Below are 15,749 nucleotides of genomic sequence, written 5' to 3'. Positions count from 1 at the left end.
CTCAGCGCTCCGCGGAGATGCCCTCGGCCTTCTGCGGCCGCGCGAGCAGGCCGCGCGCCATCTCGTCGACGGGCATGCCCTCGTGCAGCACGGCGACCACACCGGCCGTGATGGGCATCTCGACGCCCACCTTCTGCGCGAGCTCGAGCACCGAGCGGCAGGACTTCACGCCCTCGGCGGTCCCCCCGGTCGCGGCGATCGCGTCGTCGAGGCTCAGCCCCTGGCCCACGTGCTTGCCGAGCGTGTGGTTGCGCGACAGCGGCGACGAGCACGTCGCGACGAGGTCGCCCATGCCCGCGAGACCCGGGAACGTCTCGGCGTCGGCGCCCAGCGCGAGCCCGAGGCGCGTGATCTCGACGAGGCCGCGCGTGATGACCGTCGCCGTGGTGTTGTACCCGAACCCGCGCCCCTGCGCGATGCCGACGGCGAGCGCGATGACGTTCTTCACCGCGCCGCACAGCTCGACCCCGACGACGTCGCGGTTCGTGTACGGGCGGAAGTACGACGACGAGCACGCGCGCGCCACGTAGCGCGCGGTCTCCTCGTCGACGCACGAGACGACGGTCGCCGTGGGCTGCCGGTGCGCTATCTCGCGAGCCAGGTTCGGGCCGGAGACGACCGCGACGCGCTCGGCGGGCAGGTCGAGGGCCTCCATGACGACCTCGCTCATGCGGCGGTCGGTGCTGAGCTCGACGCCCTTCATGAGCGACACGGCGACGGCGTCCGGCGCGAGGTGCGGCCGGAGCTCCGCGAGCGTCGCGCGCGCGACCTGCGAGGGGATCGCGACGACGACGAGGCCCGCCCCGGCGAGCGCGTCACGCGCGTCGGTCGTGGCGCGGATGCCCGCGGGCAGCTCGATCCCCGGCAGCCGCTTCTCGTTGCGACGGGAGAAGTTCACCTGCGCGGCGACCTCGGGGTCGCGGCCCCAGAGGCGCACCTCGCAGCCGGCGTCGGCGAGCACGGCGGCGAACGTCGTGCCCCAGCTCCCCGACCCGAGCACGGCGGCCACGACGCGCTCCGCGGCGGGGGCGTCGTCGGCGCCGAGCGGCACGGGGCTGATCTCGACGGTCTGGTCCCCGCTCATCGGCGGCCCTCCGAGCCCGGGTTCTTGCGCATGTCGAAGCGCTCGGCGGGCGCCTGGGCCCCGCGGATCTCCTCGAGCTGGCGCGTGATCGCCGCCATGATGCGCTCGGTCGCCTCGCGCAGTGTCGCGCTGTCCAGCGGGCGGTCGTACAGGTCGGACAGGTCGACGGGCGGTCCCGCGTGCACGGCGACGTGCTTCGGCGGGATCGGCTTGAAGACCTTCCCGTAGGGCGCGAGGAGCTGCTCGGCACCCCACTGCGCGATCGGCACGACGGGCGCGCGGCTGGCCAGCGCGAGGCGCGCGGCGCCCGTCTTGCCGACCATCGGCCAGCCGTCCGGGTCCCGCGTGAGCGTCCCCTCGGGGAAGAACACGACGCACTCCCCCTCGTCCAGGCGCGCCGTGGCGTCCACGAGCGACTGCGCCGCGCCGGCCGTCCCGCGGTGCACCGGGATCATGCCCGTGCGGCGCAGGATGCCGCCGAGGACGGGGACCGAGAAGAGCGACGCCTTCGCCGTGATCTTCGGTGCCCGGCCCTGGTCGTAGAGGAAGTGCGCCAGCGTCACGGGGTCGACCTCGGTGACGTGGTTCGCGGCGGCGATGAAGCCGCGCGCGGGCAGGTTCTCGGCTCCCCGCCAGTCGCGGCGGGTGATCGCGAAGAGGATCGGGCGCAGGAAGAACGCGAGGATCTTGTACGCGCGCGGGGTCGGGGGAAGGCTCGGCACGATCCCCGAGCCTACCGGGCGCAGCCCGCCGTCAGATCCAGCCGTGCCGCCGCGCGGCGTGCGCGGCCTCGTGACGGTTGGCCGCCCCGAGCTTCGCCGCCGCCGACGACAGGTAGTTGCGGACGGTGCCGGGAGCGAGGTGGGCGCGCGCGGCGATCTCCTCGACGGGGGCCCCGTCCGCGGCGAGCTCGAGCACGTCGGCCTCGCGCGGCGTGAGCGGGCTCGCCCCGGCCGCGATCGCCTCGGCGGCGAGCTCCGGGTCGACGTACCGGCCGCCGTCGTGCACCTGGCGCACGACGTCGGCGAGCACGCGCGCCGAGACCGTCTTGGGCAGGAACCCGCGCGCGCCTGCCTCGAGCGCGCGCTTGAGGTAGCCGGGGCGGCCGTGGCTCGTGACGATGACGACCCCGCACCCCGGCAGGTCGCGAGCGAGCTGCTGCGCGACCTCGACCCCGTCGAGCCCGGGCATCTGGAGGTCGAGCACCGCGACGTCCGGCGCGAGCTTGAGCGCCGCCGCGACGGCCTCGGGTCCCGACGCGGCCTGGGCGACGACGTCGAGGTCGTCCTCGAGCGCGAGGAGCGACGCGACGGCATCGCGGATGAGGTTCTCGTCGTCGGCGAGCAGGATGCGGATCACGCGGAGGCGGTCCTCTCGGGCTGGGTGGAGGGGCGGTCGGGGCGGGGGTCGGGCACGCGCGCCACGAGGCCGAAGCGCCGGTCGTCGACCCAGGTCTCGAGCGCACCGCCCGCGCCCTCGAGCCGCTCGGCGAGGCCGACGAGGCCGGATCCCCGGCCCGCGCGCGCCGTGGCGGGCACGCCGTCGTTGACGACCTCGACGACGCTCGACCCGCCGTCGCGGTGCACGGTGATGACGCACGTCGTCGCGGTGGAGTGCCGCACGACGTTCGTCACGGCCTCGCGCACCGCCCAGGCGAGCGCCTCCTGCGCCTCCTGCCCCACGGGCGTCTCGTCGCCGTGCACGGTCGTCGTGATGCCGGCGGAGCGCAGCACGGAGCGCGCGCCCGCGAGCTCGGCGCCCAGGTCGGCGCTGCGGTACCCGGCGACGACGGCGCGCACCTCGCGCAGCGCGTCCTGCGCGATCCGGCGCACCTCGAGCATCTGCTCCTCGGCCCCCGGCCGGCCACGGGCCGCGAGCTCGGCGGCGAGCTCGCTCTTCACGGCGACGACGGAGAGCGTCCGGCCGAACACGTCGTGCAGGTCGCGCGAGAACCGGAGCCGTTCCTCGGCGACGGCGAGGCGCGCGTGCAGGACGCGCGTGCGGTCCTGCTCCCACACGACGCCGAGCATCCAGATGGAGACCCGGTAGGACCCGACGATCCCGACCGCCATGAAGAACGTCGCCAGCCCCATGAAGACGGCGACCCCCGCGAACGTGGACGTGCGCGACGGGTCGGTGCCGACCGCCGCGGCCGTCGCGACGGTCGCGCCCACCGTGAACAGGGTCGCGCCGAGGGCCGCGAGGAGCAGGTGCCGGAAGAGCAGCAGCGGCGACGCCGCGGCGAGGAGCGGCATGACGCCGAGGAGGACGGCGAAGAACCGCCCGGCGACCGCGCCCTCGTCACCGTCGCCGACGGGGAACGTCGGGACGGCGACGACCACGAGCGCGACCGTCAGCACGACGGCCGCCGTGCCCAGCCACGGCCGCACGGGCGGTCCCCCGAGGAACTGCGAGATCCCGGCGCGCAGCAGCGCGACGCACGCGATCGTGTGGGCCACGACGACGACGAGCCACGGCAGGACGAGGTCCCGGTCGAACGTCGGTTCGGCGCCGAGGATCGACAGCGCGAAGAAGGGCTCGAACGCGGACAGGAAGTAGAGCGAGCCGCGCGTGTACGTGTCGAACCGCTCGGGCGCGGAACGGCGCGACCACGACTCGAGGAACGTGCGGGGTCTGCTCACGGTCCCCAGCCTGTCACGCCCCGCGGTGCGCGGGGCGTGACAGGCGTCATGAGGTGCGGCGGCGCGGTCAGTCGCGGCTGACGTCGGCGCCGAGCGCCACGAGCTTGTCCTGGAAGCTCTCGTAGCCGCGGTCGATGAGGCTGATGCCGCGCACCGTGGACGTGCCCTTGGCCGCGAGGGCGGCGATGAGGTGGGAGAAGCCGCCGCGCAGGTCGGGGACCTCGATGTCGGCCGCGGAGAGCGGCGTCGGGCCGGAGACGACGGCGGAGTGGTGGAAGTTGCGCTGCCCGAACCGGCAGTCGCGCCCGCCCAGGCACTCCTTGTACACCTGGATGGTCGCGCCCATGCCGCGCAGCGCGTCGGTGAACCCGAAGCGGTTCTCGTAGACCGTCTCGTGGACGATCGACAGGCCCTTGGCCTGCGTGAGCGCGACGACGAGCGGCTGCTGCCAGTCCGTCATGAAGCCGGGGTGCACGTCGGTCTCGAGCACGATGGGCGACAGGTCACCGCCCGGGTGCCAGAACCGGATGCCGTCGTCCTGCACGTCGAACCGGCCGCCGACCTTCCGGAACGTGTTGAGGAACGTCATCATCTCGGGCTGCGTCGCGCCCTTGACGGTGATGTCGCCCCCGGTCGCGAGCGCGGCCGACGCCCACGACGCCGCCTCGATGCGGTCGCCGAGCGCGGTGTGCGTGTACCCGTCGAGGCGGTCGACGCCCTCGATGCGGATCACGCGGTCCGTGTCGACCGAGATGATCGCGCCCATCTTCTGCAGGACGGCGATGAGGTCCATGATCTCGGGCTCGATCGCCGCGTTGGAGAGCTCGGTGATGCCCTCGGCGCGCACGGCGGTGAGCAGGAGCTGCTCCGTCGCGCCGACCGACGGGTAGGGCAGCGCGATCTTGGTGCCCTGGAGGCGGCGCGGGGCGCGGATGTGGATGCCGTTCTCGCGCTTGTCCACGACGGCGCCGAACTGGCGCAGGATGTCGAGGTGGTAGTTGATGGGCCGGTCGCCGATCCGGCAGCCACCGAGGTCGGGGATGAACGCCTCGCCGAGGCGGTGCAGCAGCGGCCCGCAGAAGAGGATCGGGATGCGGCTCGAGCCCGCGTGGGCGTCGATGTCCGCGACGTGCGCGGACTCGACGTTGGAGGGGTCGAGGTCGAGGACGCCGGCGTCCGGGTCCGACTTCACGGCCACGCCGTGCAGCTCGAGCAGTCCCGTCACGACGCCCACGTCGCGGATCTGCGGCACGTTGCGCAGCACGCTCGGCGACTCGCCCAGCAACGACGCCACCATTGCCTTGGACACGAAGTTCTTCGCGCCCCGCACGGTGATCGTCCCGTCCAGCGGGGTCCCGCCGTTCACGTACAGCACGTCATTCATCAGTTCAGGTTGCCCTCTCGACTGCGGGTGGTTCGCGGGCCCGAGTTCAGGCCCTCGTGCGCCAACGCGGGGCACCCGGAGATTATTCACCGTTCGAGTAATCTACGTGATTCTCTTCCTGCTTCATTGACCTCTGCCTCACCGTGGTGGGGTCTCACGTGGTCTCGACAGGCGTTTTGGGTCTCCGGGGAACTGCCCGGCGACCAGCCGTTCTCAGACAGCAAGCCGTAGGAGATTGATGGCAGCCGTGCCATCGCGATCGTGGACCGCGCCGCAGGGGCAGGTCCAGGTTCGGTCCGCCAGTCTCAGGTCGTGATTGATGTCCCCACAGGTCGTGCAGGTGCGGGTGGAGGGGTACCAGCGATCCACCACCACGAGCCGGGCGCCGTACCAGGCGGCCTTGTAGGTCAGCTGGCGGCGGAACTCAGACCAGCCCGCGTCGACGATATGCCGGGCCAGGCTCCGGTTCCGGATCATGCCAGCGACGGACAAGTCTTCCACGACGATCGTCGAGTTGGATCTCGTCAACGACGTCGTGAGCTGGTGCAGGAAATCGGCGCGCGCGTCGGAGACTCCCAGGTGGACCTCCGCGACCCGCCGTGCGGCCTTCGCGCGGTTCTTCGAACCAGGTTGCGCACGAGCCAGGGCCTTGTTCGCCCGCCGCAGTCGATGCAGGCGCCGCCCGAGGTGACGCGGGTTGGCAACCTTGGTCACGGTCCCGTCGTCGGCTGCGATCGTCGCGAACGTCGTGATCCCGAGGTCGATCCCGACCACCGGACCGTGGACAGGTGCGACACGGCGGGCGTCGATGTCGGCGCGGTCCACATCGACCTGAAAACTGATCCACCACCGCCCGGCCCGCGCCTCGACCCGGGATCCGAGCACCCGTGCCCTCCCGTCGGCGATCCGGTCCGTGAGCCAGGACATGTCCTCAAGCGCCCTCACCATCCCTACGGCAGGGATACGCACATGCCTGACATCGACCGGGCGGGCGCGATCGGCGTCCATCCGAAACCTCGACCCGTTCTTGCGACGTCGGAACCGCGGGAACCCGACACGTCTGCCCTTGCGCTGCCCGGTCCTGGACGCTGCCCAATTCGACAACGCGGCGGCCAACGCACGGCAGGCCTCCTTCGGGACCCGCGACGATAGTCCCTCGGCGACGAACCACGGGTACGCCCGCCCATGGGTGGCGCGCCAGTACTTCTCCAGCGCAGGCGCCGACCAACCCACCGCCGGCGTCAGCTCGGCGTCGCCGATCCCATACGTCTTCTCAACCGCTCGCTGCCCCATGACCGCTTTGACGTGCGCGAGCCCATGGTTGAACACGACCCGATGCAAACCAGCATGCTGCGCCAACCGTCCGACCTGGTCCCGCGTGGGTCCGAGCTCGACCTTGAATCCCTGCAATGTCACGACATCACCTTCCCAGGCGCCCCTGACATCGCCGCCGGTCACGGGGATCGGGTCTGCGGTGGCACGGAGCCCACAGGGCCGCGGAGCCGCTGTGCCTGCACGAGGCGTCGTGTTCGACCCCGCTGCCCGGGCGCACGGGATCGCCACCGCCGCCGACCCGAATACCATTACCGACGACATCCTTGCCTGGATCGGCCGCCGCTGACCCTCTACGAACCAAGCCCTAGACTGCCCGCGCCTCGAACGCCGCGACGTACCCGTCGATCTCGGCGAGGTACGCCGCGCGCTGCGAGTCGCCCAGCCACGACGCCTCGAACGAGTTGCGCGCGAGCTGCACGACCTCGGCGACCGTGAGGTCGGCCGCCTCGGCGAGCGCCACGTAGTTGTCCGCGACGTAGCCGCCGAAGTACGCGGGGTCGTCGGAGTTCACGGTGACGCGCACGCCCGAGCGCAGCAGGCCCGCGATCTCGGTCGCCTTCATGTCGTCGGTGACGAACGAGTTCGAGATCGGGCAGCACGTGAGCCCCAGACCGCGCTCGCGCACGACGTCGACGAGCGCCGGGTCCTCGACGACGTTCGTGCCGTGGTCCACGCGGTCCACGCCGATCTCGTCGAGGACCGTGCGGATGTTGTCGATGCTGCCGACCTGGTCGATGTCGCAGTGCATCGTCAGCCGGTAGCCGAGCTCGCGGGCGCGCGCGAACACCGCGGCGAACTTCTGCGGCGGGTTGTCGCGCTCGTCGGAGTCGAGCCCCACGCCCAGGATCTTGTCGCGGAACGGCACCGACGCCTCGAGCGTCTCGGCCGCGCTCTCGGCGGACAGGTCGCGCAGGAAGCACAGGATGAGGTGCGCGTCGACCCCGTGCTTGCCCGGCGCCTCGGCCGCGGCGCGGTGGTAGCCCGTCACGACCGCCTCGAACGGCACGCCACGCGACGTGTGCGCCTGCGGGTCGAAGAACATCTCGACATGCTTCACGCCGTCCGCGGCCGCGCGGGCGAGGTACGCGTCGGCGAGCTCGTAGAAGTCGTCCGCGGTCTGCAGCACCTCCATCGCCGGGTAGTACACGGCGAGGAAGCTCGTGAGCGAGTCGAACGCGTACGTGGCGCGCACCTCCTCGACCGTCGTCTGCCCGATGTCGATCCCGTTGCGCTGCGCGAGGCGCAGCTTGAGGTCGGGCTCGAGCGTGCCCTCCAGGTGCAGGTGCAGCTCCGCCTTCGGCAGGCCGGTGACGAACTCGCGGGTGGGTGTGGTGGGCGCAGGCATGGGTCTCCTTCTCGGTCGGTCTCCCCCCCGGGACCATCCTCTCCCGGCACGACGACGGCGGCGCACCCGGTCAGGTGGCGCCGCCGCCGTCGCGAGGGCCGGGTCAGAGCAGACGGCCGCCCGTGACGCCGATGCGGTCGCCCGTGATGTAGCTCGACTCCTGGGACGCGAAGAACACGTACGCCGGCGCGAGCTCGGCCGGCTGCCCGGCACGACCCAGCGGGGTGTCGGCGCCGAACTGCTCGACCTTCTCCTGCGGCATCGTCGCCGGGATGAGCGGCGTCCAGATCGGTCCCGGCGCGACGGCGTTGACCCGGATCCCCTCGGGCGCGAGCTGCTGCGCGAGGCCCTTGGTGAAGTTGAGGATCGCCGCCTTCGTCGACGCGTAGTCGAGCAGCGGCGGACTCGGCTCGAACGCCTGGACGGACGAGGTGTTGATGATCGCCCCGCCCCGCGGCAGGTGGTCGAGCGCCGCCTTCGTGATCCAGAACAGCGCGTACACGTTGGTCTTGAGCACGCGGTCGAGCTGCTCGGTCGTGATCCCACGCAAGCCGTCGTCCTGCGCCATCTGGTACGCGGCGTTGTTCACCAGCACGTCGAGCCCGCCCAGGCCCGCGACGGCGTCGGCGACGAGGCGCCGGCAGAACTCCTCGTCGCGGATGTCGCCCGGGAGCAGGACCGCGGTGCGGCCGGCGTCCTCGACCCAGCGGGCGGTCGTGCGGGCGTCCTCCTCCTCTTCCGGGAGGTACGAGATCGCGACGTCCGCACCCTCGCGCGCGAACGCGATCGCGACCGCGCGCCCGATGCCAGAGTCACCGCCCGTGATCAGCGCCCGCTTGCCGTCGAGCCGTCCCGACCCCCGGTAGGTGGTCTCCCCGTGGTCGGGCTCCTGCGACATGTCACCCGTGCGCCCCGGCGGCTGCAGGTCGTCCGCGGGCTGCTCCGGCTGCGGGTGCTCGGTGGTGGGGTCCTGCGGCGTGGTCTGGTCGGACATGTGCGTCTCCCCTGTCGGCGTCGGCGGAACGTCCAGCATGGGGGCACTGCGGCCCGCTCGCAGCGCGCGTCGCCGTCGAGGACGTCGTGCCGTGCTCGGCACGACGGGCCCCGGAGACGGCGAGAGGCCCGATCCCGCGGCGTTCCGCAGGACCGGGCCTCTCACGCGGGCTGCCGGCAGGTGCCGACCGCGCTCGTCACGCGGGCTGCCGGCAGGTGCCGACCGCGCTCGATCAGAAGTTGATCATGTGCCCCGCGAGGCCGTGGATCGACTCCTGGACGGCCTCGGACAGCGTCGGGTGCGTGTGCACGTTGCGCGCGACCTCGTTGACGGTGAGGTCCCACTTCTGCGCGAGCGTGAGCTCGGGCAGGAGCTCGGACGCGTCGGGGCCGATGAGGTGGCCGCCGAGGAGCTCGCCGTACGTCGCGTCGGAGATGAGCTTGACGAAGCCGGTCGGGTCGCCGAGGCCGTGCGCCTTGCCGTTCGCCATGAACGGGAAGGTCGCGACCTTGACGTCGTAGCCCTCGTCGCGCGCCTGCTGCTCGGTGAGACCGAAGCTCGCGACCTGCGGCTGGCAGAACGTCGCGCGCGGCATCATGCGGTAGTCGCCGAGCGTGAGGGTCTCCGCGCCGCCGATGGTCTCGGCCGCGACGACGCCCTGCGCCTCCGCGACGTGCGCGAGCATGAGCTTCGCGGTGACGTCGCCGATCGCGTAGATGTGCTCGACGTTGGTGCGCATGACGTCGTCGATCGCGATGGCGCCGCGCTCGGTGAGCTGGACGCCGGTGTTCTCGAGACCGAAGCCCTCGACGTTGGGGGCGAAGCCGACGGCCATGAGCACCTTGTCGACGACGAGCTCGCCCGGCTTGTCGTCCTTGACGCCCTTGTAGCTGACGGTGACGCCGGCGGTGCCGTTGTCCTTGACCGTCTGCACGGCGGTCGAGGTGAGCAGGTTGATGCCGAGCTTCTTGTACTGCTTGGCGATCTCCTTCGACACGTCCGCGTCCTCGTTGGGCAGCGCGCGGTCGAGGAACTCGATGATCGTGACGTCCACGCCGTAGTTCTTGAGGACGTAGCCGAACTCCATGCCGATCGCGCCGGCGCCGACGATGGCGATGGAGCGGGGCAGGCCGCGCGTGAGGATCTGCTTCTCGTACGTGACGACGTTCTCCGACAGCTCGACGCCCGGCAGGAGGCGGACCTTCGAGCCGGTCGCGATGATGGCGTTGTCGAACGTCACCTCGGTGGTGGTGCCGTCGCCGAGCCGCACGTCGAGCGTGTGCGCGTCGCGGAACGTGCCGCGGCCGTCGTACTCGGTGATCTTGTTCTTCTTCATGAGGAAGTGCACGCCCTTGACGCGCCCTTCCGCGACCTGGCGCGAGCGGTCGAACGCCGCGCCGAAGTCGAAGCTCACGTCACCGGAGATGCCGAAGGTCTTCGCGTCGTGCTGGAAGATGTGCGCGAGCTCGGCGTTGCGCAGGAGCGCCTTGGACGGGATGCAGCCGACGTTGAGGCACACCCCTCCCCAGTACTTCTCCTCCACGACCGCGACCGACAGGCCCAGCTGGGCTGCACGGATCGCGGCCACGTAACCACCGGGACCTGCACCGAGGACGACGACGTCGTAGTGGGATGCCATGACGCCCAGCCTACTGGCGCCGGATCGGCCCCGGGGCGCGCGTGCGGGCGACGTCCGCCACACTGCCGCGGCCCGTGAGGGTTGACCCCGCGCGGCCGGGAGAGTCACGATGTCCGGGATGCGACGCATGCGGCTCCTCCTTCGCCGGCCGCGCTGAGCCCGCCGGGCGGGCACGCTCAGCGCGGCGGTGCCTGCGCGTCCTGGTCCGCGCACGGCGAGTGCCCGACGACGAAGCCCACCTTTCTCGAGGAGCCTCCCGTGGACGCCGCACACCCATCCCACCCCGCCGACCATGCGAGTAGCGCCCGTGTCGGGCCCATCTCGGGCGACGACCGCATGCTCGGCGGGCCGACGCGCGAGGTCGAGGACCGGTGGCAGCGGTACTGGGCCGAGCACGGCACGTTCCGCGCGCGCGACGACGGCGCCCGCCCGCGCCGCTACCTGCTGACGATGTTCCCGTACCCGTCGGGCGACCTGCACATGGGTCACGCCGAGGTGTTCGCGCTCGAGGACGTCGTCGCGCGGTATTGGCGCCTGCGCGGGGCCGACGTCCTCAACCCGATCGGCTGGGACTCGTTCGGGCTGCCCGCCGAGAACGCCGCGATCCGCCGCGGGGAGCACCCCGCGGTCTTCACCGAGACCAACATCGCGACGCAGGCCGGCACGGCTCGCCGGTACGGGGTGTCGTTCGACTGGTCGCGCCGCCTGGAGACGCACCGGCCCGAGTACTACCGCTGGACGCAGTGGCTGTTCCTGCGCCTGCTGGACCGCGGCCTCGCCTACCGCGCGACCGCCCCCGTGAACTGGTGCCCGACCGATCGGACCGTGCTCGCGAACGAGCAGGTCGTGGGCGGCCGGTGCGAGCGGTGCGGGGCGGTCGTCGTGCGGCGCGAGCTCACGCAGTGGTTCGTGCGCGTCACCGCGTACGCGGACCGCCTGCTCGACGACATGGACGCGCTGGAGGGCGCGTGGCCCGCGCGCGTGCTGACGATGCAGCGGAACTGGGTCGGGCGCAGCACGGGCGCGCGCGTGCGGTTCGCGGTCGTGCCCGACGACGGCCCGCGCGCCGGGGAGGTCGGCTCGCCCGGTGCGGGCGCGCGCCCCGACCACGTCGAGGTGTTCACGACGCGGCCCGACACCCTGCCCGGCGTGACGTTCGTCGCCGTCGCGCCCGACGGGCCGCTCGCGGGCGCGCTGTGCGCCCCGGAGCGCGCGGACGCGCTGGCCCGGCACCGGGAGGCCGCGCTGGCGTCCGGGGAGATCGAGCGGAGGAACGCGCAGCGCCCGAGCGCGGGGACGTTCCTCGGCGCGTGGGTGCGCCACCCCGTGACGGGCGAGCGCCTGCCCGTGTGGGCCGCGGACCACGTGCTGCCCGGCTACGGGACGGGCGCGGTGATGGGCGTGCCCGCGCACGACGACCGCGACGCGCGGTTCGCGGCGGCGCACGGCCTGCCCGCCGGGTCGGGCGAGACGTGGGCGGGCGTCGAGGAGGCGGTCGCGCGGCTGGAGGCCGACGGCACGGGCGAGCGCGCGACGTCGTACCGCCTGCGCGACTGGCTGGTCTCGCGCCAGCGCTACTGGGGCGCCCCGGTGCCGGTCGTGCACTGCCCGGGCTGCGGCGTCGTGCCGGTGCCCGACGACGAGCTGCCCGTGCGCCTGCCGGACCTGGCGGGCGACGACCTGCTCCCCCGCGGCCGCTCCCCGCTCGCCTCCCCCGCGGCCGACGCGTGGCGACGCGTCGCGTGCCCCCGGTGCGGCGGCGACGCCGAGCGCGACCCGGACACGCTCGACACGTTCGTCGACTCGTCGTGGTACTTCCTGCGGTACTGCTCGCTGGGCGACGACGGCCCGCCCGACGACGTCCCGTTCCGTCCCGAGGACGCGCGGCGGTGGATGCCCGCTGCGCAGTACGTGGGCGGCGTCGAGCACGCGATCCTGCACCTGCTGTACAGCCGGTTCGTCACGAAGTTCCTGCACGACGAGGGCTGGGTCGACGTCGTCGAGCCGTTCGCGACGCTGCTCAACCAGGGGCAGGTCCGCCACGGCGGGCGCGCGATGAGCAAGTCGCTCGGCAACGGCGTGGACCTGGGCGAGCAGCTCGACCGGTACGGCGCGGACGCGGTGCGGCTCGCGATGGTGTTCGCCGGGCCGCCGCAGGACGACGTCGACTGGGCCGACGTCGACCCGGCCGCGATGCGGCGGTTCTGCGCGCGCGTGCTGCGGCTCGCGGACTCCGTGGCGGCCGCGGGGCGGACGACCTCCCACACCGAGGAGGTCGGCGCCGTCGTGCCCGGGTCGCGCGCCCACGCGCTGCGCCGAGCCACGCACCGGACCGTGCACGACGCGCAGGACCTGCTCGACCGGGGCGCGTTCAACGTCGTCGTCGCGCGCGTCATGGAGCTCGTCACGGCGGCGCGGCGCGCAGCCGACGCCGGGCCGGCACCGGGCGAACCCGCCGCCCCGCACGCCGCGGCCGTCCGCGAGGCCGCCGAGGCGGTGGCGGTGCTGCTCGGCCTGTTCGCCCCGTACACGGCCGAGGAGGCGTGGCAGCGCCTCGGGCACGAGCCGTCGGTCGCCGACGCGGGTTGGCCGCCCGTGGACCCCGCGCTCCTCGCGGTGGACGAGGTCGAGGCCGCGGTCCAGGTCGACGGGAAGGTCCGCGCGCGGGTCCGGGTCCCGGCCGACGTCGACGACGCCGTGCTGCGCGACCTCGCCCTCGCGACGGGTGGCGTGGCCCGGGCGACCGACGGGCGCGAGGTCGTGCGCGTCGTCGTGCGCGCACCGCGCGTCGTGAACGTCGTGACGCGCCCCGTGACCACCACGCCCTGAGCGACGCGGACACGGCGACGCGAGGTGGGGGCGGAGTCGCTACGATGCTGCGGCCGCGTCCCCTCGACCAGCGGGCCCGTGCGCGGCGACGCGGGCCGGCGCACGGAGCACCTCCCATGGCCTTCGGACTCGCTGCCCTCCTGGACGACATCGCGGCGTTCGCCAAGCTCGCCGCCGCGTCGATCGACGACGTCGGCGCCGCGGCGGGGCGAGCCAGCGCCAAGGCGACGGGCGTCGTCATCGACGACACCGCGGTCACGCCCCGCTACGTCGAGGGCCTGGCGGCCAAGCGCGAGCTGCCCGTCGTCAAGCGCATCGCGGTCGGGTCGCTGCGCAACAAGCTGCTCTTCATCCTCCCGGCGATCCTGCTGCTGAGCCAGTTCCTGCCGGACCTGCTCACGCCGCTGCTCATGCTCGGCGGGACGTACCTCGCGTTCGAGGGCGCCGAGAAGGTGTGGGAGCTCGTCTCCGGCACGCACCACGCCGAGGTCGAGACGAAGACCGAGAAGAAGGCCGTCGACGAGGACTCGGTCGTGTCGAGCGCGGTGCGCACCGACTTCATCCTCAGCGCCGAGATCATGGTCATCGCGCTCAACGAGGTCGCCTCGGAGGCCTTCTGGTCGCGCCTGATCATCCTCGCGATCGTCGCGGTGCTCATCACCGTGCTCGTGTACGGGGTGGTCGCGCTCATCGTGAAGATGGACGACATCGGCCTGCACCTCGCGCGGCGCGACACGCCATGGGTCCAGTCGTTCGGTCGCGGGCTCGTCGGCGCGATGCCGAAGGTCATGGCCGTCATCTCGTTCGTCGGGATCATCGCCATGCTGTGGGTCGGCGGCCACATCCTCCTGCAGGGCGCGTACGACCTCGGCTGGCACGGCCCGTACGACGTCGTGCACCACCTCGAGCACGCCGTGACCGGCGTCGCGGGCGTGGGCGGGTTCCTCGGCTGGCTCGTCAACACGGCGTGCTCGGCCGTCGTCGGCATCCTCGTGGGCGGCGTCGTGGTGCTCGTCGCGCACCTGATCCCGCGCCGCACGCACGGCGCGTCCGACGCCGCGGCGACGACCGACCCGGAGCACCCGACGCCCACCGACGGCTGAGCCCGCCGCGGGCCGGACGGCCTGCTTGGATGGAGCATGGACTCCGGCACCTGGGCCAACATCGGCCTCGTCCTGCTCTTCATCCTCGTCGGCGGCGTGTTCGCCGGCACCGAGATCGCGCTCGTCTCGTTGCGAGAGAGCCAGGTCGCGCGGCTCGAGCGGCAGTCGGCGCGCGGCGCGCGCGTCGCCGCCGTGGCGCGCGACCCCAACCGCTTCCTCGCGGCCGTGCAGATCGGCGTGACCGTCGCCGGGTTCTTCTCGGCGGCCTACGGCGCCTCGACGCTCGCGCCCGACCTCGCGCCCGTCCTGGAGGACGCGGGGCTCGCCCCCGCGCTCGCCGGCACGGTCGCGCTCGTCGCGCTGACGCTCGTCATCGCCTACCTCTCGCTCGTCCTCGGCGAGCTCGTGCCGAAGCGCATCGCGCTGCAGCGCGCGGCGGGCGTCGCGCTCGCCGTCGGCCCGCCGCTCGACCGCTTCGCGACGCTCATGCGCCCCGTCATCTGGCTCCTGTCGCGCTCGACGGACGGCGTCGTGCGCGTGCTCGGCGGCGACCCGTCGGCGCGCACGGAGGAGATGAGCGAGGAGGAGCTGCGCGAGATCGTGCTCGCGCACGAGTCGCTGCCCGAGGACGAGCGCCGCATCCTCGACGACGTGTTCTCCGCGGGCGACCGCTCGCTCGCGGAGGCGATGACGCCGCGCGGCGAGGTCGCGTTCCTCGCCGCGGACACGCCGCTCGCCGAGGCGGCCCGGACCGTCGCCGCCGGGCCCTACTCGCGCTACCCCGTGACGGGGGTCGACTTCGACGACGTCGTCGGGTTCCTGCACGCGCGCGACCTCCTGGGCCGCGACTGCCCCGACCACCCCGCGACCGACCCGGCGACGGGCCGCGCGCTCGCGGTGCGCGACGTCGTGCGCCCGATCCTCGCGCTTCCCGCGACGAACACGGTGCTGCCGGCGATGTCGCAGATGCGACGCGAGGGCGTGCACATCGCGGTCGTCGTCGACGAGTACGGCGGCACCGACGGCATCGTCACGCTCGAGGACCTCGTCGAGGAGCTCGTGGGCGACATCCGCGACGAGTACGACCCCGACGAGCCGTCCGCCGCGCGCGAGCACGGGGGTGCGACGAGCGTCGACGCCGGTCAGACGATCGAGGAACTCGCCCGGCGGACCGGCATCGAGCTGCCCGACGGCCCGTACGAGACCGTCGCCGGGTACGTCCTCGCGCAGCTCGGCCGCCTCGCGGTCGTGGGTGATCACGTCGACGTCGCCGGTCACCGCCTCGTCGTCACCGACGTCGCGCGCCGCCGGATCGTCCGCCTCGACGTCGTGCCGCTGCCCGGCCGCTGAGCGTCCGCGACGACCGGTTCCCGCGCCACGGCACCACCGTCCCG

At 73.0% G+C, this 15,749-nt stretch carries 12 protein-coding genes; 3 read left to right on the top strand and 9 right to left on the bottom strand.

The genetic code is table 11. From position 1 onward, the window contains the following. Nucleotide 1 precedes the first annotated feature (1 nt). The 9 genes from GYH36_RS04805 to lpdA form a co-directional block, all read right to left on the bottom strand. On the bottom strand, nucleotides 2-1,084 hold the full coding sequence (locus tag GYH36_RS04805) for an NAD(P)H-dependent glycerol-3-phosphate dehydrogenase (protein ID WP_024840746.1): 1,083 nt from the start codon (nucleotides 1,082-1,084) through the stop codon (nucleotides 2-4). Beyond that, entirely contained in the window at nucleotides 1,081-1,806 is a 726-nt protein-coding gene (locus tag GYH36_RS04800; protein ID WP_024840745.1) for a lysophospholipid acyltransferase family protein, read from the bottom strand. The genes GYH36_RS04805 and GYH36_RS04800 overlap by 4 nt, the downstream gene beginning before the upstream one ends. Nucleotides 1,807-1,837: 31 nt before the next feature. Beyond that, nucleotides 1,838-2,443: a response regulator transcription factor gene (locus GYH36_RS04795; protein ID WP_024840744.1), complete on the bottom strand. Its 606-nt coding sequence runs from the start codon at nucleotides 2,441-2,443 to the stop codon at nucleotides 1,838-1,840. Then, nucleotides 2,440-3,726, bottom strand: a complete 1,287-nt coding sequence (locus GYH36_RS20260; protein WP_162289254.1) for a sensor histidine kinase — start codon at nucleotides 3,724-3,726, stop codon at nucleotides 2,440-2,442. The genes GYH36_RS04795 and GYH36_RS20260 overlap by 4 nt, the downstream gene beginning before the upstream one ends. A gap of 67 nt (nucleotides 3,727-3,793) precedes the next feature. After that, complete coding sequence (gene murA / locus GYH36_RS04785) at nucleotides 3,794-5,110, bottom strand: UDP-N-acetylglucosamine 1-carboxyvinyltransferase (RefSeq protein WP_115942829.1); 1,317 nt, start codon at nucleotides 5,108-5,110, stop codon at nucleotides 3,794-3,796. Nucleotides 5,111-5,323: 213 nt separating this feature from the next. Then, on the bottom strand, nucleotides 5,324-6,568 hold the full coding sequence (locus GYH36_RS04780; protein WP_203231576.1) for an RNA-guided endonuclease InsQ/TnpB family protein: 1,245 nt from the start codon (nucleotides 6,566-6,568) through the stop codon (nucleotides 5,324-5,326). A 181-nt stretch (nucleotides 6,569-6,749) separates the two neighbouring features. Next, nucleotides 6,750-7,790 carry an adenosine deaminase gene (locus GYH36_RS04775; protein WP_162289253.1) on the bottom strand — a complete coding sequence of 347 codons (1,041 nt, stop codon included), beginning with the start codon at nucleotides 7,788-7,790 and terminating at the stop codon, nucleotides 6,750-6,752. Nucleotides 7,791-7,893: 103 nt separating this feature from the next. Continuing rightward, complete coding sequence (locus GYH36_RS04770; protein WP_115942832.1) at nucleotides 7,894-8,784, bottom strand: SDR family oxidoreductase; 891 nt, start codon at nucleotides 8,782-8,784, stop codon at nucleotides 7,894-7,896. Nucleotides 8,785-9,016: 232 nt separating this feature from the next. Continuing rightward, a complete protein-coding gene (lpdA, locus tag GYH36_RS04765; protein WP_162289252.1) occupies nucleotides 9,017-10,423 on the bottom strand; it encodes a dihydrolipoyl dehydrogenase in 1,407 nt (468 codons plus the stop codon). A gap of 336 nt (nucleotides 10,424-10,759) precedes the next feature. On the opposite strand from lpdA, the gene GYH36_RS04760 reads away from it, so the two are divergent. From GYH36_RS04760 to GYH36_RS04750, 3 genes are all read left to right on the top strand, one after another. Then, nucleotides 10,760-13,252, top strand: coding sequence for a leucine--tRNA ligase (locus GYH36_RS04760; RefSeq protein ID WP_162289251.1), 2,493 nt, complete (start codon nucleotides 10,760-10,762; stop codon nucleotides 13,250-13,252). A gap of 116 nt (nucleotides 13,253-13,368) precedes the next feature. Then, nucleotides 13,369-14,355, top strand: a complete 987-nt coding sequence (locus GYH36_RS04755; protein WP_024840734.1) for a DUF808 domain-containing protein — start codon at nucleotides 13,369-13,371, stop codon at nucleotides 14,353-14,355. Nucleotides 14,356-14,391: 36 nt separating this feature from the next. Continuing rightward, nucleotides 14,392-15,705 carry a hemolysin family protein gene (locus GYH36_RS04750; protein ID WP_024840733.1) on the top strand — a complete coding sequence of 438 codons (1,314 nt, stop codon included), beginning with the start codon at nucleotides 14,392-14,394 and terminating at the stop codon, nucleotides 15,703-15,705. The last annotated feature ends 44 nt before the right edge of the window (nucleotides 15,706-15,749 follow it).

The organism is Cellulosimicrobium composti (genome assembly GCF_010287905.1).
GTDB classification, from domain to species: Bacteria; Actinomycetota; Actinomycetes; order Actinomycetales; family Cellulomonadaceae; genus Cellulosimicrobium; species Cellulosimicrobium composti.
The sequence above is the reverse complement of the archived record's forward strand: the minus strand, read 5'-3'. Positions and strand labels throughout refer to the sequence as shown.

Coding starts and splice junctions, on each gene's coding strand:
- GYH36_RS04805 (WP_024840746.1), bottom strand. CDS start 1,084: ATGAGCGGGGACCAGACCGTCGAGATCAGCCCCGTGCCGCTCGGCGCC.
- murA (WP_115942829.1), bottom strand. CDS start 5,110: ATGAATGACGTGCTGTACGTGAACGGCGGGACCCCGCTGGACGGGACG.
- GYH36_RS04775 (WP_162289253.1), bottom strand. CDS start 7,790: ATGCCTGCGCCCACCACACCCACCCGCGAGTTCGTCACCGGCCTGCCG.
- GYH36_RS04770 (WP_115942832.1), bottom strand. CDS start 8,784: ATGTCCGACCAGACCACGCCGCAGGACCCCACCACCGAGCACCCGCAG.
- lpdA (WP_162289252.1), bottom strand. CDS start 10,423: ATGGCATCCCACTACGACGTCGTCGTCCTCGGTGCAGGTCCCGGTGGT.
- GYH36_RS04760 (WP_162289251.1), top strand. CDS start 10,760: ATGCTCGGCGGGCCGACGCGCGAGGTCGAGGACCGGTGGCAGCGGTAC.
- GYH36_RS04755 (WP_024840734.1), top strand. CDS start 13,369: ATGGCCTTCGGACTCGCTGCCCTCCTGGACGACATCGCGGCGTTCGCC.
- GYH36_RS04750 (WP_024840733.1), top strand. CDS start 14,392: ATGGACTCCGGCACCTGGGCCAACATCGGCCTCGTCCTGCTCTTCATC.